The organism is Methylocaldum sp. MU1018 (assembly GCF_053646775.1).
Map to the genome: position 1 here is coordinate 2,251,960 of NZ_CM132195.1, position 22,334 is coordinate 2,274,293.

The 22,334-nt window shown below is 58.5% G+C and carries 23 protein-coding genes and 1 other RNA gene; 10 read left to right on the forward strand and 14 right to left on the reverse strand.

Going from position 1 to position 22,334, the window contains the following annotated elements:
• The first annotated feature begins 303 nt into the window (after nt 1-303).
• Nucleotides 304-1,032: a helix-turn-helix domain-containing protein gene (locus ACWJKU_RS10345; protein ID WP_454142226.1), complete on the forward strand. Its 729-nt coding sequence runs from the start codon at nt 304-306 to the stop codon at nt 1,030-1,032.
• A 199-nt stretch (nt 1,033-1,231) separates the two neighbouring features.
• On the opposite strand, the gene ACWJKU_RS10350 is transcribed toward ACWJKU_RS10345, so the two are convergent.
• The 4 genes from ACWJKU_RS10350 to smpB form a co-directional block, all read right to left on the reverse strand.
• Nucleotides 1,232-1,678: a plastocyanin/azurin family copper-binding protein gene (locus tag ACWJKU_RS10350; RefSeq protein WP_454142227.1), complete on the reverse strand. Its 447-nt coding sequence runs from the start codon at nt 1,676-1,678 to the stop codon at nt 1,232-1,234.
• Nucleotides 1,679-1,884: 206 nt separating this feature from the next.
• The gene (locus ACWJKU_RS10355; protein WP_454142228.1) at nt 1,885-2,970 is read right to left on the reverse strand and encodes an AI-2E family transporter; all 1,086 of its coding nucleotides are present in this window, start codon (nt 2,968-2,970) and stop codon (nt 1,885-1,887) included.
• Between the two features lie 47 nt (nt 2,971-3,017).
• Nucleotides 3,018-4,271: a D-alanyl-D-alanine carboxypeptidase family protein gene (locus ACWJKU_RS10360; RefSeq protein WP_454142229.1), complete on the reverse strand. Its 1,254-nt coding sequence runs from the start codon at nt 4,269-4,271 to the stop codon at nt 3,018-3,020.
• A gap of 120 nt (nt 4,272-4,391) precedes the next feature.
• Nucleotides 4,392-4,871, reverse strand: coding sequence for an SsrA-binding protein SmpB (smpB, locus tag ACWJKU_RS10365; protein ID WP_454142230.1), 480 nt, complete (start codon nt 4,869-4,871; stop codon nt 4,392-4,394).
• 108 nt (nt 4,872-4,979) lie between these two features.
• Between smpB and ACWJKU_RS10370 the strand changes: the two genes are divergently transcribed.
• Together ACWJKU_RS10370 and ACWJKU_RS10375 are read left to right on the forward strand one after the other, a co-directional pair.
• The gene (locus ACWJKU_RS10370) at nt 4,980-6,332 is read left to right on the forward strand and encodes a sodium-dependent transporter (protein WP_454142231.1); all 1,353 of its coding nucleotides are present in this window, start codon (nt 4,980-4,982) and stop codon (nt 6,330-6,332) included.
• 29 nt (nt 6,333-6,361) lie between these two features.
• A complete protein-coding gene (locus ACWJKU_RS10375; RefSeq protein WP_454142232.1) occupies nt 6,362-6,631 on the forward strand; it encodes an RnfH family protein in 270 nt (89 codons plus the stop codon).
• A 28-nt stretch (nt 6,632-6,659) separates the two neighbouring features.
• On the opposite strand, the gene ACWJKU_RS10380 is transcribed toward ACWJKU_RS10375, so the two are convergent.
• Nucleotides 6,660-7,202 carry an outer membrane protein assembly factor BamE gene (locus tag ACWJKU_RS10380; RefSeq protein ID WP_454142233.1) on the reverse strand — a complete coding sequence of 181 codons (543 nt, stop codon included), beginning with the start codon at nt 7,200-7,202 and terminating at the stop codon, nt 6,660-6,662.
• On the opposite strand from ACWJKU_RS10380, the gene fur reads away from it, so the two are divergent.
• From fur to lolD, 3 genes are all read left to right on the forward strand, one after another.
• A complete protein-coding gene (gene fur / locus ACWJKU_RS10385) occupies nt 7,191-7,622 on the forward strand; it encodes a ferric iron uptake transcriptional regulator (RefSeq protein ID WP_454142234.1) in 432 nt (143 codons plus the stop codon). The genes ACWJKU_RS10380 and fur overlap by 12 nt on opposite strands.
• A 72-nt stretch (nt 7,623-7,694) precedes the next feature.
• Nucleotides 7,695-8,942 (forward strand): lipoprotein-releasing ABC transporter permease subunit, encoded by a 1,248-nt coding sequence (locus ACWJKU_RS10390; protein WP_454142235.1) that lies wholly within the window; start codon nt 7,695-7,697, stop codon nt 8,940-8,942.
• Nucleotides 8,935-9,657 (forward strand): lipoprotein-releasing ABC transporter ATP-binding protein LolD, encoded by a 723-nt coding sequence (gene lolD, locus ACWJKU_RS10395; protein WP_454142236.1) that lies wholly within the window; start codon nt 8,935-8,937, stop codon nt 9,655-9,657. The genes ACWJKU_RS10390 and lolD overlap by 8 nt, the downstream gene beginning before the upstream one ends.
• Here lolD and ACWJKU_RS10400 read toward each other — a convergent pair.
• Nucleotides 9,654-10,295, reverse strand: a complete 642-nt coding sequence (locus tag ACWJKU_RS10400; protein ID WP_454142237.1) for a DUF2062 domain-containing protein — start codon at nt 10,293-10,295, stop codon at nt 9,654-9,656. The two genes, lolD and ACWJKU_RS10400, sit on opposite strands and share 4 nt — an antisense overlap.
• A 111-nt stretch (nt 10,296-10,406) precedes the next feature.
• Here ACWJKU_RS10400 and ACWJKU_RS10405 point away from each other — a divergent pair, with 111 nt between their 5' ends.
• Nucleotides 10,407-12,758, forward strand: a complete 2,352-nt coding sequence (locus ACWJKU_RS10405; protein ID WP_454142238.1) for a DNA internalization-related competence protein ComEC/Rec2 — start codon at nt 10,407-10,409, stop codon at nt 12,756-12,758.
• Here the strand turns inward: ACWJKU_RS10405 and cysN are convergent.
• Nucleotides 12,740-14,392, reverse strand: a complete 1,653-nt coding sequence (gene cysN, locus ACWJKU_RS10410; protein WP_454142239.1) for a sulfate adenylyltransferase subunit CysN — start codon at nt 14,390-14,392, stop codon at nt 12,740-12,742. The genes ACWJKU_RS10405 and cysN overlap by 19 nt on opposite strands.
• Nucleotides 14,393-14,469: 77 nt before the next feature.
• Nucleotides 14,470-15,378 (reverse strand): sulfate adenylyltransferase subunit CysD, encoded by a 909-nt coding sequence (cysD, locus tag ACWJKU_RS10415; protein WP_454142240.1) that lies wholly within the window; start codon nt 15,376-15,378, stop codon nt 14,470-14,472.
• A gap of 207 nt (nt 15,379-15,585) precedes the next feature.
• Between cysD and ACWJKU_RS10420 the strand changes: the two genes are divergently transcribed.
• The 3 genes from ACWJKU_RS10420 (at nt 15,586) to ssrA (ending at nt 17,843) form a co-directional block, all read left to right on the forward strand.
• The gene (locus tag ACWJKU_RS10420; protein ID WP_454142241.1) at nt 15,586-16,695 is read left to right on the forward strand and encodes a multicopper oxidase domain-containing protein; all 1,110 of its coding nucleotides are present in this window, start codon (nt 15,586-15,588) and stop codon (nt 16,693-16,695) included.
• A 165-nt stretch (nt 16,696-16,860) separates the two neighbouring features.
• Complete coding sequence (locus ACWJKU_RS10425) at nt 16,861-17,331, forward strand: hypothetical protein (RefSeq protein WP_454142242.1); 471 nt, start codon at nt 16,861-16,863, stop codon at nt 17,329-17,331.
• A 153-nt stretch (nt 17,332-17,484) separates the two neighbouring features.
• Nucleotides 17,485-17,843: a transfer-messenger RNA gene (ssrA, locus tag ACWJKU_RS10430) on the forward strand.
• Here ssrA and ACWJKU_RS10435 read toward each other — a convergent pair.
• The 6 genes from ACWJKU_RS10435 to ACWJKU_RS10460 form a co-directional block, all read right to left on the reverse strand.
• Nucleotides 17,822-18,025, reverse strand: coding sequence for a hypothetical protein (locus ACWJKU_RS10435; protein ID WP_454142243.1), 204 nt, complete (start codon nt 18,023-18,025; stop codon nt 17,822-17,824). The two genes, ssrA and ACWJKU_RS10435, sit on opposite strands and share 22 nt — an antisense overlap.
• 87 nt (nt 18,026-18,112) lie before the next feature.
• Nucleotides 18,113-18,277, reverse strand: coding sequence for a hypothetical protein (locus ACWJKU_RS10440; protein WP_454142244.1), 165 nt, complete (start codon nt 18,275-18,277; stop codon nt 18,113-18,115).
• Nucleotides 18,243-18,488, reverse strand: coding sequence for a Com family DNA-binding transcriptional regulator (locus ACWJKU_RS10445; RefSeq protein ID WP_454148108.1), 246 nt, complete (start codon nt 18,486-18,488; stop codon nt 18,243-18,245). Before ACWJKU_RS10445 ends, ACWJKU_RS10440 begins: the two co-directional genes overlap by 35 nt.
• An 8-nt stretch (nt 18,489-18,496) precedes the next feature.
• A complete protein-coding gene (locus ACWJKU_RS10450; RefSeq protein ID WP_454142245.1) occupies nt 18,497-19,471 on the reverse strand; it encodes a phage late control D family protein in 975 nt (324 codons plus the stop codon).
• 2 nt (nt 19,472-19,473) lie between these two features.
• Complete coding sequence (locus ACWJKU_RS10455; RefSeq protein WP_454142246.1) at nt 19,474-19,878, reverse strand: phage tail protein; 405 nt, start codon at nt 19,876-19,878, stop codon at nt 19,474-19,476.
• A gap of 2 nt (nt 19,879-19,880) precedes the next feature.
• Nucleotides 19,881-22,325 (reverse strand): phage tail tape measure protein, encoded by a 2,445-nt coding sequence (locus ACWJKU_RS10460; RefSeq protein ID WP_454142247.1) that lies wholly within the window; start codon nt 22,323-22,325, stop codon nt 19,881-19,883.
• Between the last annotated feature and the right edge of the window lie 9 nt (nt 22,326-22,334).

Below are 22,334 nucleotides of genomic sequence, written 5' to 3' on the forward strand. Positions count from 1 at the left end.
CTTCGAAAACCCGGCGCGTCCGTCAACCGCTTGCGGTCCGGGAATCACGGGCCCCGAGATCCCGAAAAACACCCGACGGACTATCCGAGTTAATAATATAAATACGGCAAGCGAATCGCCCGCGCATCGAGAAATTGGCTGCGTTATCGCATGATGACTTGACGCAAGGCCGCAGCCTCGCGATTATGGGCGCCTGATCATGTCTCCGATCAAGCCGAATAGCCATCAATTAACATCTGTCTCCGATCCGGCATTAATTCGGATCGATCGTTCTTTTGGTTTTATATCCTTCCCATCGTGCTCGTGACCACATCGCCCTCGCTCGACATCAAAAAGAAATTGCAAGTAACCTGCCAGAATTGCAGCCTGACGTCGCTATGCATCCCTCGGGGATTGGCCCAAGAGGACATCGAACGCATCAGCCGAATCGTCGGCCGCAAGAAAACCCTGCAGAAAGGAGAGCACCTTTTTCGTGAAGGCGACAAGTTTCGCGGCATCATAGCGATCAAGGGAGGAACGGCCAAAACCGTCATTCACGATTCGCACGGCGGCGAATATATTACCGGCTTTTTGCTGCCGGGCGAGTTGCTGGGTTTCGACGCCCTGGCCACCAATCACCATAAATGCTCTACGATCGCCCTGGAAACTTTAAGCTATTGCGAGCTTTCGGCCGATCAACTCGATCAGTTATGCCAGGAAGTCCCGAATTTGCTGCGAGAATTGTTTCGTCACGCCAGCGCCAAATTGGACGAAGAAACGGACCAGGTGATCATTAACAAACGGGCGGCGGAAGAGCGGGTCGCCATGTTTATCCTGAATCTTTCGGATCGCCTCAAAAAACGCGGGTTTTCGCCGGTAGACTTCAATCTCACCCTGACTCGCCAGGAAATCGGCAATTTTCTCGGATTAGCCCTTGAAACGGTCAGCCGCACTTTGCGAAATCTCGAAGATGCCGGCCTGATTACGGTCCATCACAAACACATTCGGATACTGGACCTGAAAACATTGAGAGACACATACGCCTGCCGCTGATTCCCGATCCGAGCAGCTTCCCGATAAACTCGGAAAAAGCGCGACCGAAATGATATTCTTGAAGAAAAGGAACTTCGCGAACGAAAGGGAATATTTCCTGGCGATCCGGATTCAAAGAGCCGTTTCGCGATAATAAACGCACAAAAAAAGCGCGCCGGGTAAAACCTGGCGCGCCATTAATCTAAGCCGACAAAAACGATTATTTCTTTTCGGCTTGTTGGAATTTGGTCAGAAGACCTTTCGCAGGCTTGGCTTCTTTAACGGTATCGGCAACCTGAATGTATTTTTCCACCGTAGCGTCCAGGTCGGCCGGCTGGCCCACTACCATGACGGCTCCCATGCGAGCGCCCCAGTGCGGCGGGCATTTGAAGACATACACGCCTTCTTTCTCGACCGCATAGTCATAATCGGCGCCCATGGCGGACAGCATTTTCGGCGCCCCTTCCGGCCACATGCCTTCAACGCTTTCCACGAAATGGGTAGCCATATTGCGGAACGAAATAACGTCGCCAACTTTGGCATGAATAAATTCGGGCGCGAATTTCACGCCTTGGCCTTTGACCTCGATGGTATCCGCATTAACGGCGGCCGATGCCAGCATCGCCGCACCTGCCACAGCAAGCATCGCTTTCTTAGCAAAAATCATTACATAACCTCCAACACTACTGTTTTTCGTTATCACGGATGCCAGGCAAATCGGGCAACAAACCCTTGTCTGGTCGAACCCCTTTCCCTGAATTGATCCGATATATTCCCCGCACACCGCTGCGCGCGATAATACATCAATTCGACCTGATTAGCTATGAACGATATTGGGGCTTCCCAAATCCGCAACCGCATCCCCGGGATTCGTCAGCTTACCTTTCCTGAATCTTCGTCGGAAACGTCGCCGCCATAAAGATCGCTCGTTTTATAAAGACCGTGAGCATGCCGCACCAGCACCATGATCACCGAAGCGACCGGCAACGCGAGCAGCACCCCCAAAAACCCGAACAATTGCCCGCCCGCCAGAACGGCGAAAATGACTGCGACCGGATGCAGGCCTATCTTGTCGCCGATCAGCCAGGGGGTTAGCCACATCCCTTCGAGCATTTGTCCTACGCCGAACACGGCCAGAACCGGAACGACCGACCACAAATCGCCGAATTGGGACAGCGCGGCTATCGACGCGGCGAGCACGCCGGAGATGGAGCCTGCATAGGGTATGAAGCTGATCAGCCCGGAAAACATGCCGATAAGGAGCGCCAAATCCAATCCGGCCAGCCATAGCCCTACGCTGTAGATCGTGCCGAGCGCGGCCATTACCGCAAGCTGTCCTCGAAAGACGGCGCTCAAAACCTCATCCGCTTCTGCCGCCAGCTTGGCGGCGACGGGCGTCCAGCGACGGGGCAAAAGCTCGTGGACGCGGGCGACTATCGCATCCCAGTCCCTCAGCAGATAAAAGATAACCACCGGAATCAGCAGCAGGTTCATCAGCCAGGAAGCGACCAACGCGCCGGAACGCGATAGCGAAGAGAGAACCGTGGCCGCCGCGCCTCCCGCCTGCTGCCAATGCCCGCTCAAAATTCCGGCGATCTGTTCCGGATCGACGAACTTGATGCGTACTCCCAGATGTTTTTGCAGCCAGGGGATCGCCGTCGTTTTAAACCAATGGGAATAGGCCGGAAGATGATCGATGAAGCGGCTGACCTGCTCCTCCAGCATCGGGAGGATCAGCAGAAGCACCAGGGCGATGGCGAAAATGATGGCCGTAAAGACGACGATTACGGCATTCTGGCGTTTCAACCCGAGCGACTCCAAGCGGTCGGCCAGGGGATCGCTCAGATAAGCGATCAGCGCGCCGGCGACAAAAGGCGTCAAAATCGGAGCCAATAAATAAATCAGCCAGCCGGCACCAAGAATACCGGCTACCGCCATGCATTTGTTCAAATCGACCATCGCCCCTCTATCAACGTCTCGCAAATACGGCAAGCGCCGGCATCGATTTATTTCGATGAGCGCCCCGAAGCGCATTCCATGCGTTTACGCTTGAGCGCCTGACAGGCCGCGGCGGCATCCTTTTGCGTCATTCCGTTGAAAACGGCCAGATAGCGCTTTTTCCCGCCCTGCGTGCGTGCGGTAACCGTCGCGCGCGCATGCCGGAGCGGATGCGGAGCGAACTTCAATGCCTGCGCCAGTCGCTGCTCCGCGGCTTTTCCGCTGGAAAACGAGCCGACGCGAACTTGCCAGGCCTCCTTTCCGCGGTTGGCGGCCGTTTTCTCCTGCCCATCCCCTTGCTCCGGGGAACGACTGCTCCGGTTAGCCGATTTGACGCTCTCTCGCCCGGCCCGCCGTTCGGCCGAATGTTCGGACAACCTCGGCCGCGCAAGCAAAGTCGGCAGCTCCGGCTGATCGAACGTCGCCGTATGGATCTTGGGCTCCAAGCCCTGCATCTGAGCGAACCCGTCGTCAAGTATGTCCCGCATGTGAGCATCCCTGGCTGCAGCGCTGGTCCCGCCGAAAACCACGCCGATCAATCGATGGCCGCCGCGCTTCGCCGACGCGACCAGGTTGAAACCGGACGCATTGACGAAGCCGGTTTTAATGCCGTCCGCGCCCGGATAGCTTTTCAGGAGATGATTGTGGTTGTGAAAGCTGCGACCATCGAAATAGAACTGGGTCGTAGAGAAGTAGGGATAGTATTGCGGAAAATGCTTGTACAAGGATTTCCCGAGCCGGAACATGTCCCAGGCCGTGGTGACCTGATTGGGGTCGGGCAAGCCGGACGCGTTGCGGTAGACGGTGCGGCTCATGCCCAGTTGGCGCGCCTTCTCGGTCATCAATTGCGCGAACGCGGATTCCGAGCCGGCCATTCCCTCGGCGATTACCGCCGCCGCATCGTTCGCCGACCGGGTCACCAGAGCCAGGATGCCCTGCTCGACCGTAATCCCGTCGCCCGCATTCAGTCCCAACTTGGAGGGAGGACGCAGCACGGCGAACCGGGAAGCCCGAAATACGGTATCGGTGGAAATACGCCCGCCGGCCAAAGCCTCAAAGACCAAATACAGCGTCATCATCTTGGTCAGCGATGCCGGGTGCCTCAATTCGTCGGTATTTCGCTCGAACAGCGGACGCTCGGTCTCGATTTCCGCCACCAGGGCCGCATACGGGCCGGCCGCGGCCCGGTGAGAGAAGAACAAGACAGCCGCCGACACCAATACGGTCAAAACCAGAAGGTGATTGTATTCAGCCAGACGCATCGTTATTGCCGATTCTCCAGAATGCGCAAATTATCGCCAACCCGCACAGGAAGGCACTCAAAAATCACAAACCCGCTCGCGCGCCCGGCGGCCAAACGGCCGATCCAGGCAGACTCGGCCTCAGCGCTGCTTCATGATGCGCTGCTTTTCGCGTTGCCAGTCCCTTTCCTTTTCGCTGGCGCGCTTGTCGTGCTGCTTTTTACCTCTCGCCAAACCGATTTCCAGTTTGGCGCGCCCGCTTTTCCAGTACAGCGCGAGCGGGATCAGAGTATAGCCTTTGCGCTCGACATGACCGATGAGCTTGCTCAATTCTCGACGATGCAAAAGTAACTTTCGGGTCCGGATGGGATCGGGGACGATATGGGTGGAGGCGGAAGTCAACGGGGAGATATGCGCTCCGAGCAGCCAAGCTTCGCCGTTCTTCAGCGTGACATAACTCTCCTTCAGCTGGGCTCTTCCAGCCCGCAAGCTTTTCACCTCCCATCCCTGCAAGACCAGCCCCGCCTCGAAGCGTTCCTCGATGAAATAGTCGTGGGTAGCTTGCCGGTTGAGGGCGATGGTGCCACTCCCGGTCGTATCCTTGTTTTTCTTTGCGGCCATGTACTTAGAACTAAATTGCCTGACTCGATAAAAAAATCTTGCTATTTTAACGCATCCTTGGGGTTGCCCGAACCTTCGATTGGCTCAGCACAATAACTCGGAGAATACATGACCGATCAGCGTTTTCTGCACAACCAATGGTCGTCGCGCTTGGCATTCGTTCTGGCCGCCAGCGGATCGGCCATAGGCCTGGGGAATATCTGGAAGTTTCCTTACCTGGCCGGCGAAAACGGAGGCGGCGCTTTCGTCGCGGTTTATCTGCTGTGCGTCATCGCCATAGGCATTCCCATCATGATCGCGGAAACCATGCTGGGACGCCGCGGCCGGCAAAGCCCCATCAACACCATGCTGACGCTGGCGCAAGAAGCTAAAACCAGCCCCGCGTGGCACTATGCCGGTTGGCTCGGCATGCTGTCGGGTTTCCTGATTCTGTCCTATTACTCGGTTATCGCCGGCTGGTCAATGGTCTACATCTTCAAGATGAGCAGCGGCTACCTGCACCAGGTCAGCCCCGAGAACGCCGGCCGGGTATTCAACGATCTCAAGTCCTCTCCTGAAATCCAGTTCATCTGGCATACCGTGTTCATGGCGGCAACGATGATCATCGTCAGCCGCGGCGTCAGCGGCGGACTGGAGCGCGCGACGCGATTCATGATGCCGGGCCTGTTCATCATGCTCATCCTTCTGGACGGTTATGCCATGAATTCCGACGGATTCGCCCAGGGGATATCGTTCCTGTTCAAGCCGGACTTCAGCCGCATCAGCGGCGAGAGCGTGCTGGTCGCGATGGGGCAAGCGTTCTTCTCGCTCGGGTTGGGCATGGGCTCCATCATGATCTACGGTTCTTACCTGCCCGATCACGTTTCGATTTCGCGGTCCACGGTGTTCGTCGCCTCCGCGGATACGCTGGTGGCCTTGCTGGCCGGCATCGCCATTTTTCCGATCGTATTCGCCAATCACCTGGAGCCGACCATGGGCCCCGGCCTGATCTTCCAAACGCTGCCGATCGCTTTCGGCCAAATGCCCGGTGGCTCGCTGTTCGGCTTGCTGTTTTTCGTGCTCGTATTCTTCGCGGCGATTACCTCGGCGATCGCCCTGATCGAGCCCACGGTGGCCTGGCTTTCGGAAAATCGGGCGATGAGCCGCAAAACGGCGTGCCTCTGGAGCGGGTTGGGCTGCTGGCTGCTGGGGCTCGGAACGGTATTTTCATTCAATCTGTGGTCCGAAAATGCGTGGTTCGGAAAGAATTTCTTCGAACTGGTGGATTTTCTCACCGCCAATATCATGCTGCCGGTCGGCGGCATCCTGGTTGCCCTGTTCGCCGGCTGGGTCATGAAACGCGAAACGACCGAAGCGGAGCTCGAAATGGGACCCGCCTATGGCTATTGGCGGCTTGCGATCCGCTATCTTTCTCCCCTGGCCGTCCTGCTCGTCACCCTGAGCGCCGTCGGCGCAATCTGATTTGCGAAAACCCGGACACTCGCAAAACAATGAAGGTCGAAGTCGCTTACGCGAAACCGGACACACAGATCATCATCGCGGTGGATGTTCCGGACAATGCGACCGCGGAAGCGGCCATCGCCGCATCGGGCCTCCTGGAGCGTTTCCCCGAAATCGATCTGGCCAAGAACAAGATCGGTATCTTCGGCAAGGTCTGCCCCGCCGGGCACCCGATAAAACCGGGCGACCGCGTGGAGATCTACCGGCCCTTGATCGCCGATCCCAAAGAAGCGAGGCGCGCGCGGGCAGCGAAAAAGTAGAGACGGGGAGGCGGGCTCCGCCCGGACACTAATCGTCTTTCCCGAACAAGCCGGAGATCTTCTCCCAAAGACTCTTTTCTCGCTCGATTTTGGGAATGTTGATCATGACATCCTTGCCGGGCTCGATTTCGGGAAGATTGCCCGGCCGAAAATCGCCCTGAAGCCCCATCAATTCATCCTTGTCGAAAACCAGGGTAATCCGCCTTTGCATCCGCGGCTCGCCACCGGGCTCGTTGGAATAGACATAATCCCAGCGGTCGTCGTGAAAGGGGTCGACAATCAGCGGCGCCCCCATGACGAAAGCCACTTGCCGCTTGGTCATGCCGGGCCGAAGCTGGTCTACCATTTCCTGGGAAACGATGTTGCCCTGATGAATGTCGAGCCGGTATACGCCGGGCAAAAATTCCTTGAGTTTGCTGACGGAACAACCGGCTAAAAACAGAGTCAGGCAGTAGGTTATTACGATGAGGCGCTTGGGCATGATATGATTGCAGAGATTCGGACCCAGCGTCCAATAATACTCGATCGACAGACCTAAAACACTGCGCAGGTTGCCGCTTTGGAAAGTCAAGACATACGAAACGCCGGACTCAAAGTGACGCTCCCCCGCGTCAAGATTCTGGAAATGCTGGAGAACCGCAGCGGATCGGATCGGCACCTGACGGCGGAAGAAGTTTATAAATCGCTGCTCAGCGAGGGCGAAGAAATCGGCTTGGCCACGGTTTACCGGGTCCTGACTCAATTCGAAGCGGCCGGCCTGGTCAAACGCCACCATTTCGAGGGCGGCAATTCGATCTTCGAACTGAACCGCGGCGAACACCATGATCACATCGTCTGCGTCAAGTGCGGGCGAGTCGAAGAATTCAGCGACGATTTCATCGAGCGACGCCAAAAAGAAATCGCGCAAGAAAAGCATTTCAAACTGACCGACCACTCGCTGTGCCTCTACGGCATCTGCATGGACTGCCAAAAGGCTCAGTCGACGCTCTGAATTCCCGATCAATCTTCATCCACTCCCCTCCCATGACGCTCACCTTTCGCGGAGCCCGCTCGATTTCGGCGCATGTTTAAGCCACTCATCCTTTTCATAGGCCTCCGCTACACGCGGGCCAAACGGCGCACGCGCTTCATTTCGTTCATCACTTTCACGTCGGTTTTGGGCATCGCCTTGGGCGTTACCGCCTTGATTACGGTGCTGTCGGTGATGAACGGATTCGAAGCGGAACTCCGCGAGCGCATCCTGGGCATGACGTCGCACGCATCCATCTCCGGCCTGGACGGTCGACTCAGGAACTGGCGTTCGCTCGAGAACACCCTCAAAGAGGATCCCCACATTCTCGGCTGGGCGCCCTATATCGAAGGGCAAGCCATGATCAACTCGGACCGCCGGGTGAGCGGCGTGATGCTGCGCGGCATCATGACCGGCTACGAGCCGCGCGTATCCGAGGTCGCGAACCGGATCGTGGAAGGACGTCTCGAAGCGCTCAGGCCCGGCGAATTCGGCATCGTTCTCGGCGCGGAACTGGCCGATTATCTGGGCGCCGTCACCGGCGACAAGATTACCGTCATCACACCGCAACTCACGGCTACGCCCGCCGGCATCCTGCCGCGCCTCAAGCGCTTCACGGTGGTCGGAGTGTTCCAGGTGGGCATGTACGAATACGATAGAAACCTGGCGCTAATTCAATTGGAAGACGCCGCCAAGCTGTTTCGTCTCGACGACGCGGTATCGGGGCTCAGGCTCAAGCTGGACGACGTGTTCAATGCCCAGCACGTGGCGCGAGACCTCGGACCCAAACTCGACGGGCGCTATCAAATCGCCGACTGGACCCAGTCGCACAGCAATTTCTTCAAAGCGATACAAACCGAAAAGCGGGTCATGTTCATCATCCTGCTGCTCATCGTTGCGGTGGCCGCCTTTAACATCGTTTCCACGCTGGTCATGGTGGTTACCGACAAGCGCTCGGATATCGCGATCCTTCGAACTCAGGGCATGACACCGCTCGGCGTCATGGGCATTTTCATCGTGCTGGGCACGGTCATCGGCGCGTTCGGCACCCTGCTGGGCGGTGTCGGCGGCGTCTTGTTGGCGTGGAACGTGGAAACCATCGTGCCGGCCATCGAGCGCTTGTTCGGCGTCCATTTCCTGTCCGCCGACGTTTACTATATCAGCGAACTGCCGTCGAAGCTGATCTGGTCGGACGTCTACCGGATTACCGGCATGGCCTTCCTGCTTTCCGTCCTGGCCACGATATATCCGGCCTGGCAGGCATCCCGCATCAGGCCCGCCGAGGAACTCCGTTATGAATAAACCGGTTTTGCAGTGCCGCAACCTGTACAAGCGTTACGCCCAGGGCAATCTGAGCGTCGACGTGTTGCAGGGCGTAACGCTGTCCGTCCAACCGGGACAGCAGGTCGCCATCATGGGCGCCTCCGGGTCGGGCAAAAGCACGCTTTTGCATTTGCTCGGAGGTCTCGACGCACCGACCCAGGGCCGCATCGAACTGGACGGCGTCGATCTGGCCACATTGAACGAACGCAAGCTCGCCGAACTGCGAAACCGGGTACTGGGATTCGTGTACCAGTTTCACCATCTGCTGGGCGAATTCAGCGTGCTGGAAAACGTCGCCATGCCGCTTCTGATCGCGAACCTGCCGGTACCCGAGGCAAAAAGGCGCGCGGCCTCGATGCTGGAGCGGGTTGGGTTGGGCAAACGCCTGGAACACAAGCCCGGAGAACTGTCGGGAGGCGAACGCCAGCGCGCGGCAGTCGCACGGGCGCTGGTTACCAAACCGAAATGCGTCCTGGCCGACGAACCGACGGGGAATCTGGATAGAAAAACCGCGGAACAGGTGTATCAGCTCATGCTGGAATTAAACCAGGAAAACGGGGTGAGCTTCCTGGTCGTCACTCACGATCCGTCTTTGGCGCAACGGATGGACACGATATTGCACCTGGAAGACGGACGGATCGTCGCGCCAGAAAGCACGCTCGACCCCGTCCGCCTGAAGCAGCGCCACGATTAACCGGATTTCTTCGCGGCTAACTTCCCGGCCTCGGTCAAGCGATCTTCCCGATGCTTGTGCCGATGCTCCAAGAACTTTTTGTACGATGCGTAGCTTTCCCGAACCATAACGGCCGTGTTCAATTTCGCATTGCGGAATTTCCTCAGTTCCAACTGATGAATCACGGACCGTCGCCACGCGAAAAGAATGCCGAAATAGCCCAATACCGCGCCGACGTGCATCAGAATGGCGCAGCCGATCAGCAAAGGCGCTCCCAGCTCCAAAGCCTTTTCCACGGTGAACAGTTCGGAGAACTGATCGAAGTCGAAAGCCGCCTGCCCCATGACCAGCGCGCCGATCTTATAGGCGAAGTAATACATCGGCCCCCAGGTCAGCGGATTGGTGATCCACACCAGCGCCACGGCGATGGGCAAATTGGCATTGAAATAAATTGCCAGGACTGCGGCGATGATCTGTTGCCACGGCAATGGCGGCGTATACATGGCCCATAGTCCTATGGCGAAAGCCCGGGATACCGACCGACGGTTCAAGTGCCATAAATTCGGCGAGTGGAGCTTATCCCCCAAAAACTCCAGCGATTTGATTTCCTTTATTTTTGTCGGATCCGGCAGATAGCGTTTGAAAAATTTTTTAGGCATGGCCCTCAACTGGGATGATTGTGAACTATTTTTTTATGTCAAAAACACGCTATTGTACGAACTTGAAATTCAAAGTTGAATGAAATTCTCCATCTCCGCCCCCGCGGTCCGATGACTCTCCCGCTCGTCATCGGCTTTGTCGCCGGTGTGAGCGCGGTTCAACGATTTTCGTCCTTGCCCGGCGCCTGGGCCGTCCTTCTCTCGATTCTCGCTTTTGGCCTGCTCGCTTATTTCAAGCGGCGTTTTTCGGCCGCATTTGCATTCGGCATTTTTTGGGCGCTCGCCTTTGCCGGAATCCGTCTCGATCAAAGCCTTCCGATGGCGACCGAGAGACTAGCGGCCGTCGTCGAAGGCGTGGTGCAGACCATTCCCCAGCCCGGAGACCACGGCTTCCGCTTCGACTTCGATATTCAAAAGACCATCGAACCCGCCAATCTGGTTTTACCGTCACACGTCCGGCTGAGCTGGTATAACCGGAAAATTTCGCTGAAAGCGGGCGAGCGCTGGCGGCTCAGAGTAAAGCTCAAGCCGCCCCGTGGCATGCTGAATCCGGGAAGCTTCGACTACGAGCAATGGCTGTTCGCCCAGGGAATCCGCGCCGTCGGTTATGTCGCCGAATCGCCGGATAATCGGCGGCTCGATGCGACGGACGCCCTCTATTCATTCAAAGCCTGGAGACAAGCGCTTTACGACCGGCTCTCGGCCACGCTGAACGACAGCCCCTTGACCGGGATCATCAAGGCCCTGATCATGGGCACCGACGACGAGATCGCCCCCGATCAATGGGACGTGCTTCGGCGCACGGGCACGGCACACCTGATTGCGATATCCGGCTCTCATATCAGTCTCGTCTCGGGATGTGTGTTTTTCCTCGTACGCGGGATCTCGGCGGGACTGGGTGTCATGCGCTGGTCGCCCGCGAGTCTTGCGGCCGCCGCCGCTTTTGCCGCCGCCCTCTTCTACTCGGCCCTGGCGGATTTCGCGATCCCCACTCAACGCGCCGTGATCATGATCGGCATCGTCATGGGCGCCGTCGTCCGGCAACGCCATCTCGGCAGCTTTCGCGTTCTTGTGGCGGCCATGCTGGCGGTTGTGCTTTACGATCCGCTGGCCGTCCTTTCAGCGGGATTCTGGCTTTCTTTTATCGCCGTGGCTCTCATCCTGTTCGCCGTTTCGTACAGAAGAGGCGAAATCGGCGGTTGGCGGGCGCTGGTACGGGTGAATTGGGTCACCTCGCTGGGCCTCGCCCCCTTGCTGCTGTTGTTTTTTCAGCAGGTTTCGCTGATTTCCCCGATCGCCAACTTATTTGCCGTACCCACGATCGGCTTTCTGCTGACGCCGGTTTGCCTGACCGGTGCGCTGCTGCTGCCGATCCTGCCGGTGGCCGGCGAAGGATTGTTGACGCTGGCGTCGCGCTTGCTCGAATGGATTTGGCCGTTACTTCGATGGCTGTCCGAATTGCCGATGGCGCAATGGACTCATGCCGAGCCGCCATTCTGGACCGTCCCGCTGGCATTGGGCGGTTTCGTGCTGCTGCTGTCTCCCAAGGGCATTCCGGCGCGCTGGCTCGGCCTGATTCTGGCCGTTCCGGCGCTGGCCGCGCAGCCGGAGCGGCCGCCTCGAGCCGGTTTCCGTCTCGCGCTGCTCGATGTCGGCCAAGGACTCGCCGCCGTGGTCGAGACCCGCCGCCATAGCCTGGTCTTCGACACCGGCGCCCGGTTCGGAAGCCGATTCGACATCGGCTCCGCCGTCATCGAACCTTATCTCCGTCATCGAACGACGGATAGCATCGATGCCCTGATCGTGAGCCACGGCGACAACGATCACATCGGCGGCGCGCATTCATTGCTCAAGCGGTTTCCGGTCAGACGCGTCTATACCAGCGTGCCGGAGAAACTACCGGAATTTCCGGCCGAAAATTGCGAGGCGGGACAGTTTTGGGAATGGGACGGGGTTAAATTCGAGATGCTCGCGCCCATCGAGAAAAGCGAGCATGAGAATGACAATTCCTGTGTCCTGAAAGTCGTCGCTCCCGGAGGAAGCGCGCTATTGACCGGCGATATCGAAAAAACCGGCGAGCGCCTGCTGGTCGACCGTTACGGGCGGTATTTGGCGAGCGATATCCTGGTCGTCCCCCATCATGGCAGCAACACATCCTCAAGCCGCGATTTCATAGCCGCCGTCAACCCTCGCTATGCTCTCATCCCCGCGGGCTATCTGAATCGTTATCGTTTTCCTCATCGGGCTGTGCTGCAACGCTACGGGAATATGAACATACCGGTTCTCAACACCGCCGAGACGGGCGCGCTTACCGTCTCCGTCGGCGACCGGCAAGGCAATCTGAAACCGGAAAGTTACCGTATGGAAAACGGCAGGTATTGGAATGCCCATCCCGCGGCGACAGCGGAATGGGCCGAAACGAAAAGCCGCGGGACGATAACGCATCAGAATGCCAGGCGCTGAGTCTCCCTCAGCCATGCCAGCAGATCGTCCGCATTCATTTGATCGGCCGATGCGCGCAGCGCCGTCGAGCCCTCGTCGCCGGGAGCCGTTGCGCAGGGGCATATGCAGATCAATCCGGCGTGGTTGATCTGCTCTGCGATAACCCGAACCTGCTCGCCCAGCGCTTCGTTATCCAGCACGGTGCTGACGTGTCCGACGTCGAAGAGCTTTCGTTCCAGCTCATAGGCCACGTCGTGCCGGCGCCCGCCGGTGATCCATACCGTCACGGCCTTTTGCCCGAAACGCGCGCTTCGCTCTTCGGGCGTCACGCGCTGAAAACCGGATTCGCCGTCCGCCAGTCCGACGATCATGCCGGCGCCGACGGTGACGTTGGTCAAGCGGTCGATGACGATGAACGAGCCGGTTCCCTTGCAAAGCTTGTAAGGATCGAAGGCGATCGGCGCACTCAAGGCAAGCTCGCACGATCCGATTTCGTTCAGCTTGAGCTGATCCGCCGGAAGCTGTTCCAAGGTATTGATATCGATGCGGTGGCGGATCTGAGAAACCGAACCGCTCACGATTCTGGTCGTTTGCTTCAGGTCATACTGGCGTCCCGGCACCATTGGCGCCTCGGTCATCCAGACGACATGGGCCTTGAAGCGCGCACCGAACATCGGCAAATCACCGGAACGGACCAGTATGTCGCCGCGACTCACGTCGATTTCGTCGTCCAGCGTGATCGTGACCGCTTGTGGCGGGAAAGCCTCTTCCAGTTCGCCGTCGTAGGTCACGATGGATTTGATGCGGCTGGTCTTTTTGGACGGCAGCACCGTGACCGGCTCGCCCTTGCGCAAGACGCCCGCCGCCACCGTGCCGCTGTAGCCGCGGAAATCCAGGTTCGGCCGGTTGACGTACTGCACCGGGAAGCGCGGATTCGTGAAATTCTGGTCCTTGGCGATCTCGATGCCATCCAGAAGCTCCATCAGCGCCTGCCCCTGATACCAGGGCATTTCGCCGCTGCGGCTGACGACGTTGTCTCCCTTCAAGGCCGATAGCGGGATGAAACGAATATCGTGGATATCCAGCTTCTCGACGAACGCCAGATAATCGCTCCGTATCCGCTCGAATACGTCGCGGCTGTAACCGACCAGATCCATTTTGTTGATCGCGACGACCACGTGCCTGATGCCGAGCAAGGATACGATGAAACTGTGCCGCTTGGTCTGCGTCATGACCCCGTAGCGGGCGTCGACCAGAATGATGGCCAAATCGCAGGTGGACGCGCCGGTCGCCATGTTCCGGGTGTACTGCTCGTGCCCCGGCGTGTCGGCGATGATGTATTTCCGCTTGGCCGTCGAGAAATACCGGTAGGCCACATCGATGGTGATGCCCTGCTCCCGTTCGGCCTGAAGCCCGTCGACCAGCAACGCCAGGTCGATATCGCCGCCGGTGGTGCCCGATTTGACGCTGTCCTTCTTGATCGCGGCCAACTGGTCTTCATAGATCATTTTCGAATCGTGCAAAAGGCGCCCGATCAGGGTGCTCTTACCGTCGTCGACATTGCCGCAGGTCAGGAAGCGCAATAACTCCTTTCGCTCGTGCTGGGCGAGATAGGCATGGATATCGGAACTGATGAGCTCGGACTGATGAGACATAGACTAATTCACTGGATGAATGAATCGGACGCAGACGCCAACGTTGAATGTACGCTCGGCACTTTCCATGGAAGAAATCAGAAATAGCCCTCTTTTTTCTTCTCTTCCATCGAGCCGGCCTGATCGTGATCGATGACGCGCCCCTGACGCTCCGACGTCTTGGTCAGCAGCATCTCCTGGATGATGTCGGGCAAGGTGGCCGCGCTCGATTCGACGGCGCCGGTCAAGGGATAGCAACCCAAGGTACGGAAGCGGACCTTCTTCATGATCGGCTTTTCGCCGGGCGCCAGCGGCATGCGATCGTCGTCCACCATGATCCAGATCCCGTCGCGCTCGACCACCGGGCGCTCTTTGGCGTAATACAACGGAACGATCGGAATGTTCTCCAGGTAGATGTACTGCCAAACATCCAGCTCGGTCCAGTTCGAAAGCGGAAACACTCGGATGCTTTCGCCTTTGTTGATCCTGCCGTTGTAGAGATTCCACAGCTCCGGCCGCTGGTTCTTCGGATCCCAGCGATGGTTTCGGTCGCGGAAGGAATAAACGCGCTCTTTCGCCCTCGATTTTTCCTCATCCCGGCGCGCCCCGCCGAATGCCGCATCGAACCGATATTTGTTCAGGGCCTGCTTGAGCGACTCGGTTTTCATGATGTCCGTGTGCTTCTTGCTGCCGTGGGTGAACGGGCCGATGCCCTGCGCCACCCCCTCCTCATTGATGTGCACGATGAGTTCCAGCCCCAAATCCCGGACGCGGCGATCGCGAAACTCGATCATCTCCCGGAATTTCCAGGTCGTGTCGACATGCATAAGCGGAAAAGGCGGCTTGCCGGGAAAGAACGCCTTCATTGCAAGGTGCAGCATGACCGCGGAATCCTTGCCGATGGAATAGAGCATCACGGGACGCTCGAATTCGGCGGCCACTTCGCGGATGATGTGGATACTTTCGGCTTCCAGCTGCTTGAGATGGGTAAGTTTATGTTGGTTCATGGAAAAGAGTGTGAGTACCGAAACCCGGAAAGAGATTTAGCCCATTATTGACCGGGCCTCAATACTATCACAAAAGCTGCCGGCCACTCGGCGGAACAAACGCTGGCATAGTTGAATGATAGTGATTATCATTTATTTACGTGTCTTCGAACTGTTTACCGCGCCAGATTCATCACCGTGCTCCAAAACCGAATCCTTCTTTTACCGTTGGCCGTTTTACTATCGCTTTCCGAAGTCGTGGCGGCCAATACAACACGCACCTACTACATTGCCGCCGAGGCAATATTGTGGGATTACGCGCCCTCCTATCCCGTCAATCCCATGCATGGCGCCGAATTCAACGACGACGAGAAAGTCTTCGTCGAAGGCAATAATGCCGATCGAATCGGCCGGCAGTACTACAAAGCGCATTACGTCGAGTACACCGACGCCAGCTTCACCAAGGCCAAGGAGCGTCCGCCCGAGTGGCGGCACTTGGGGATACTGGGACCGGTCATCCGTGCTGACGTCGGCGACACCATCAAAGTGGTACTGAAAAATAAAATGGCGGACATGCCGATCTCGCTCCATCCGCACGGCGTGCTATACCGAAAGGACAGCGAAGGCACCCATTACGAGGACGGCACATCCGGGGGCGACAAGAAGGACGATATCGTCGAGCCGGGCGAAACCCATACCTACACCTGGGAAGTGCCCGAACGTTCGGGTCCCGGCCCCGGCGATCCGAACTCGATCGTATGGCTTTACCACTCCCATGTGAATGAAGTCGTCGACACAAACACCGGCCTCGTCGGGCCCATCATCATTTCCCGCCGAGGCGTTTTACAGCGCAACGGAAAACTGAAAGGCATAGACCGCGAATTCGTCGTGCTCTTCACCGTATTCGACGAAAACAAAAGCTTTTTTCTGGACAAAAACATCGGCACCTTCGCGCCAGCCGCCGCAAGTAAAAAAGACGACGAAAACTTCGCCGAAAGCAACCTGATGCACAGCATGAACGGCTACGTCTATCACAACGTGCCGGGATTGACCATGAAAGAAGGCGAAACGGTGCGCTGGTACCAATTAGCTCTGGGGACCGAGGTCGACATCCACACGCCGCATTGGCACGGAAACACATTGACCGAAACAGGCCGCCGCGTCGACGTCGTAAATCTGCTCCCGGGAACCCATGTCACCGTCGACATGAAACCCGATAATCCCGGCGTCTGGATGTATCACTGCCATGTCAACGACCACATCGACGCGGGCATGATGGCCAGCTATACCGTCACGCGCCAGGAGCGACAGGCGAGTCGCAACGCCTCCAATCGTTAACGCTCGATGAAAAATCGACCGCCGGAAGACGACACGAATTCTATCGCCATGAGCTAATCCGAGCGCGACGACGGAACAAAATCACTCCGCTCTTGCCTTGCAATGCCAAAAGAGGGATGCTTCGAATTGTCGGAAATTCGCCGAATAACACTTTCGGAGAACCCTATGAACCAGCAGATGCACAACTTCGAGCAAGTCAAAGACGTGCTCGACTACGGCATAAAACTACACAGCGAACTAACGGAGCTTTACGCGTCGCTGAACCGTCAAAACGATCAGACCCGGGTAAAAATGCTTCTGGATTACCTGAGCCGCCACGAGAAAAATCGAGAACAGGCGATGCAGCGGTTCGAAGACGGATCGCGCAAGAGCATTCTCAATTTCTGGCTCCAGTACTCCCCCGGCTCCAACGTCGAACAACTGCTGAGGGATTACGCCGTCAGGGCCGATATGTCCGTCGACGACGTCATAAAAATCGCCATGGCCTTCGACGATGCCATGATCGAACTCTATAAAGGGGCGGCGCTCATAGTCGACGATCCGCACGCCAGAGAAGTCTTCGCGAATCTCGCGGAAATGGAAGAACAGGAAAAGCATCGCTTTATCCGCGATGCCGAATGGATGGACGATCTCTAAAAGGCCGAATCCCGTCCTTTTCGTGGATGTTCCGCACTTGAGGCCGGAATCCCATTCCGGCCTTAGGGAAAACCGTTGTGCGCCACGATAACGCCCAACCCAAGTGCGGTTGCTTGAAACTTTTTTACCGCTATACTGTCTACCTTTTGATTTGGGGGCGACTTGGCTTCGACGAGGATCGCAAAACCCGAGGTGCATGCCGAGGTGCAGATAACCTCGTAAATCCATCTGCAACCAATATAGTTGCCAACGACGACAACTACGCTCTGGCCGCTTAATCCGGCCAGCCTCCGATCCGAAGCCCGCTTATAGGCGTCGGTTTTCGGGGGTAACCCAATTGTAAGCTCGCGATGAGGTCTGTCCGGGGCCGATTCGCTAAAACCTAACGGAACCGCCGGCCGTCTTCCCTGCCACTCGGGTAGCGGCCGGTTAAATCAATAGAGTCGGATAAGCATGTAGAGCCAAAGGCGGAGGATTCGCGGACGCGGGTTCAATTCCCGCCGCCTCCACCATCTAAAGCATTGAAAACAGGAAAGTTTTCAAATAACCCCGGATTAAATTGGCGGCAAAGTGGCGCTCCTGCTTTGCCACAATCGTCATTTTCTTTCATGCCGGCCAGCGCTATTGATGGGCATGATCGCCTTAATCTCTGCGCTTCTGCCCAGACGTCAATCGCAAAAAGTTTTTCAGTCACGATTGTTTGCACCCAAACCGCGCAGGCGGGGAGGAGTGCGCGGCTAGGGTGCGGGGGGCGGTCGGGCAGGCTTTGGGGCAGCCCTGGTCAGCTTTGCCGCAGCCTCGCTCTCGCCGCAGCGAACCAGGCCGGGGAGGATGTCAAACGGTAATACGGCGGATCGGTCGCGATCAGATCGATCGAGTCATCGGGGAGGGTGGCCAGCAGTTCCAGGCAATCAGCATGGCGCAGATCGATGCGGGGGTGGGTCATGAGCGTCTCCGGTAAGACGCTCAGGGCGTTCGGGTTGGGAACTCCCGGTTCTCAGGTAATTCATGATTTTGCAGCGCGGCCACTTGAAGCGGAGGAATGAAAACGCCCCTTCCGCCACCTTCCGCCCGCAGCCGCCGCAACGAATCTCAATCAAAGCTCTCCAACTCCAACGAGCACCATTTTGGCGATGGCAACAAAATGGTCTCGCCACAACGAATCTCAATCAAAGCTCTCCAACTCCAACTGGGTGGTCAGTCCAGAATCGTTCAGGGTGTGCGTCGCCTGGCTGACGATCCAGCGCTGACGATCAATCTCCGGCTTGTAGCCCATCAGCTGCACGGGGGACTCGGTGATGATCTCCGGCCGGCCTACTGCAAGGGTGGCGGAAAACGTCGCCCGGCCGCGCGTCAACCGGCCCAAGGCCGCCACGGCGGCCTTCATGGCCTCCTGCTCGGACGAATACTGCTGCCGCAGCGTCTTGGTCGTGTCCGCCTCGCCAGCCAGAACGCTGTGCTCCGTGGCCGTCGAGGCGTCGTACCAGATCGCCTTCACCCCGGTATACTTGTCCCGGTCGTTTACCTGGTAATGGTGCCGATCGCCCGCGCTGCGGGGCACCACAATAGTCGGCAGCCGCTTGCCGCTGGCGGTTTTCCCGGATCCGGCCGGCAGAAAGAGCAGCTTGCCCTCTTTGATCGTCGCCACGGCATCGTACCGCTGGGCCAGGCGCGTGATGAAATGTGCGTCCGACTCGTTGGTCTGATCCACGTGCGGGATTTCAAATGTAGCCAGATCGCCGGGTATCACCAACTCCAGCCCATTGCCGCCGGCAACCTCGCCGAGAATCTGCCCCAGTTTCATCCGATGATGGCTGCGCGACCTTTGCGACTTGAACCCGTGCCGCAGGTTCGCCGCCCGCGCGTTAATGCTGAGCACGTCCGCTGGTCCCTGATGACCGATCTCGTCGGCGATGTAGCGCCCCTTATCCACCAGTCCATCCGGGCTCCAGCCTATGGATGCGGTCACCAGCGCGCCCAGAGGCGGCAGCGCCATCAATCCGTCGTGATCGTCGATCTCCAGAGTCAACTGGTCTGCCTCCATGCCGCGCTTGTCGGTGATGGTCAGCGCCTTCAGCCGTCCAGCCACGCGGCTTGAAATATCTCGCCCGTTGACCGTAATCCTAAAATATGGGCGCACCGTCACATCCTCGGCTGTCCGACAATCGGCCGGTCGGTCCGCTTCAGATGCACAGTGAACTCGAGCTTTCGCGGTGTTCCATCCGCGAAAAACTCCGACCCGGTCTCGTCCACCCCCTCGACGATCCACCAGCCGCGCAGATAACCGCCATCGTCCACCATCAGCTGCGGTTCGCCCTTGGCTGCCAACACGCGCAGCGCCTCCACGTCCGGTGCATGCCCGGTCACCTCGTGATAGAGCACACCGGACAGCGTCAGCGTATCGTCCCCGGGCCCCACGTACTGATGCGCCGGCGGCAATCCCACCCGGTTATTGGCCGCCCAGCGCTGCTGGGTCGAACGCTGGCGCTGCTGGAACGGCGCCGTGCGTAGCTCGAAGATGAAATCGCCCAACATCAATAACGCCATGTTCAATCCCGATCGTACAAACGGGCCCGCGCGGCGCTCGCGGCGCGGCGCTCGTGATCGCGCAGCTGCTTCGCCACCAGCTCCGCCAGCGCTTGTTCATCCATCCCCGGGGACGGATAGACGTTGATCATGATATTGCTGTCAGTGTGTATCGCCGCCGCTCTATGCGCCCCGCCTGCCCCGGCCGACGCCAATCCATTCGACGATCCCGACGGCATCGCCCGGGGCAAATCCGACAACGCAACTGCCGCATGAATCGCCGGAACCTCTGCCGGCAAGCGCGCCCCGACCGCTGCGACGGCCGCCAAGGCCTCCGGCGCCGCCACGCTCACGCCGAGCGCCAAACCGCCGACCATTTGGCGGCCGAGCTCCGCGAACACCCGCGACGGCGAATGGATGTCCAGCACCTTGCGCACCGGATCAGGCAGCGCACGGGCCAAATCAGCCACGGCCGCTTTCAGGCCTTCCCAGCGGCTGCGGATCCCGCCGATCAGACCGTCCACCAGACGCGTGCCGATATCAGCAAAGCCGGCCACTACACCGTTCCACCACTGCGCGAGATTTGCCCACCCGGAGGAACAGGCCTGAGCGATTTTGGCCCAGATCTCGCCGAATTTCGTGCTCAGCCAGTCCCAATTCCGATAAATCAGATAGGCCAACCCGGCCACGGCTGCCACAATCGCCCCGATGACAGCCACGATGGGATTTGCCATCAGAAACGCCGCAGCGCCCATGACGGCGGTTTTCAGTCCCGCCAATACACCCATCAGCGCCGGTAACGCGGCCACCGCCGCAGTGCGAATAATGCCCAACACCGGCCCGAGCCATGCCAGCTTGGCATACAGAAAACCGAATGCCGTCGTCACCGTCGCCAACCCTATGAGCAGACCGCCTAGCACCGTCGTGAGCGCCGCAAAACCGAACACCGTAATCGCCAAAGCGCGGGCGATGCCCGGATGATCCTTCATCCACGCGCCGAATCGTTCCTGAGCCTCGGTCAGCCAATCGGTCAAAGCCTTCAGCTCGTTCGCGATCGGCGCCACGAATCCGGCCGTCAGACTGGTGAAGGTGCCTGTCGCCGCTTCCCAGAGATTAGTCAGCGTGCCCAGCTGCGCATTCACCCGCTCCTGGATCGAGGCTTGTGCCGACATCTTGGCCTGCACATTCGCGTATCCAGCCTGACCTTTCTCGATCAGCAGAGTCACCGCCTGCAGGGTTTCCGCATCGTCCCCGAAAATCCCCTTGAGGGCCCCCAGCCGGGTTTGCGTATCCAGGCGCCGAAGCTTGCCCAGCTCGACGAACAGCTTGTCGATGCCGCCGAATTCGCCCTTGCCGTTGGTGAAATCCAGCCTGACGCTGAAGCCCTCCTCGCGCAGGGCTTTGTTGACCTTGGACACCTTCCCGTCGGCATTCATGGCGGCCTGGAATATTTTTCGGTAGGCATTGCCCGCCGCCTCTCCCTGCATCCCGGCCTGGTCCGCCATAATCAGCAGCGGCGCGAAGGCCTGTGCGGCCTCTAAACCCTTTTTCTTCAAAATATCCATAGCTGGCGACAGCTTGGTCATGCCGGCCAGCATATTCTCAGAATCGACTCCCAAGAAGAACGTCCGCTGGATCGTATCCATCAGACCCATCATCTGATCTTCCGTCGTCCCTGTAGCATCCTGCAGCTTGGACGCGAACTCGGCCGCCTCCTGGAATGGTTTCTTGAGCAACACGCCGATATTGGCAGAGGCCTCGCCCAGCCCGCCCAGAATCGCCTTTTCCGATGCGCCCTGTTGAATCAGGGTGGTCATCATCGCCTGAAGCTGCGACGTCGTGCCCGGCAGCCGGGTGCCCAGCCGTTCGGCCAGAGCGTTGATCTGCTCGAAGTTGGCGCTGACGGCGCCCCCGTCGCGCATCATGGATACCTTGAGCTGAGTAGCGGCATCCTCCTGATCGGAAAATGCCGCCACCGCCGGCGTCAACGCTGCCCTGGAACCCATCCCCAAGGCCGTCGCCGCCGTGCCGGCTCGAGCCATGGCTGCGCCGGACGCCCTGATGCTCTCGCCCCGGCGCAGAATCTCATGACGCCGATTCAGCTCGGCATTGGTGGCGGCGATGCGCTCGCGCAGCCGCGATTCGGCGCCCGACAGGTTTCCGGTATCGATGCCCATCCGCTCCATCACCGGCCGCTGCTCCAGATAGCGCATGCGCAACGCGTTATGCTGCTGAGCCAATCGGCGCACCTGCGCCTCAGCCCGCTGCATCGCCCGCGTTTGGGCATTCGTAGGCGCGGCAGTGGACGCCAAGGCGCGGCGCAATGCGTCCGCCCTGTCACGAGCCTCCCGCAAGGCCCGCGATTTGGCATTCATCGACACTTCCAGGTTTTTGAATGCCGCCAGTTGCCGCTGTTGCCGATTCAGCGTCGACAGCCTATCCTGTAGACTGTTCGTCTCTGTAGACATCGATCTCAC

Coding starts and splice junctions, on each gene's coding strand:
- lolD (WP_454142236.1), top strand. CDS start 8,935: ATGAATAAACCGGTTTTGCAGTGCCGCAACCTGTACAAGCGTTACGCC.
- ACWJKU_RS10405 (WP_454142238.1), top strand. CDS start 10,407: ATGACTCTCCCGCTCGTCATCGGCTTTGTCGCCGGTGTGAGCGCGGTT.
- ACWJKU_RS10455 (WP_454142246.1), bottom strand. CDS start 19,878: ATGGCGTTATTGATGTTGGGCGATTTCATCTTCGAGCTACGCACGGCG.
- ACWJKU_RS10370 (WP_454142231.1), top strand. CDS start 4,980: ATGACCGATCAGCGTTTTCTGCACAACCAATGGTCGTCGCGCTTGGCA.
- ACWJKU_RS10350 (WP_454142227.1), bottom strand. CDS start 1,678: ATGATTTTTGCTAAGAAAGCGATGCTTGCTGTGGCAGGTGCGGCGATG.
- ACWJKU_RS10360 (WP_454142229.1), bottom strand. CDS start 4,271: ATGCGTCTGGCTGAATACAATCACCTTCTGGTTTTGACCGTATTGGTG.
- ACWJKU_RS10390 (WP_454142235.1), top strand. CDS start 7,695: ATGTTTAAGCCACTCATCCTTTTCATAGGCCTCCGCTACACGCGGGCC.
- cysD (WP_454142240.1), bottom strand. CDS start 15,378: ATGAACCAACATAAACTTACCCATCTCAAGCAGCTGGAAGCCGAAAGT.
- ACWJKU_RS10375 (WP_454142232.1), top strand. CDS start 6,362: ATGAAGGTCGAAGTCGCTTACGCGAAACCGGACACACAGATCATCATC.
- cysN (WP_454142239.1), bottom strand. CDS start 14,392: ATGTCTCATCAGTCCGAGCTCATCAGTTCCGATATCCATGCCTATCTC.
- ACWJKU_RS10400 (WP_454142237.1), bottom strand. CDS start 10,295: ATGCCTAAAAAATTTTTCAAACGCTATCTGCCGGATCCGACAAAAATA.
- smpB (WP_454142230.1), bottom strand. CDS start 4,871: ATGGCCGCAAAGAAAAACAAGGATACGACCGGGAGTGGCACCATCGCC.
- ACWJKU_RS10440 (WP_454142244.1), bottom strand. CDS start 18,277: ATGACCCACCCCCGCATCGATCTGCGCCATGCTGATTGCCTGGAACTG.
- ACWJKU_RS10460 (WP_454142247.1), bottom strand. CDS start 22,325: ATGTCTACAGAGACGAACAGTCTACAGGATAGGCTGTCGACGCTGAAT.
- ACWJKU_RS10425 (WP_454142242.1), top strand. CDS start 16,861: ATGAACCAGCAGATGCACAACTTCGAGCAAGTCAAAGACGTGCTCGAC.
- ACWJKU_RS10355 (WP_454142228.1), bottom strand. CDS start 2,970: ATGGTCGATTTGAACAAATGCATGGCGGTAGCCGGTATTCTTGGTGCC.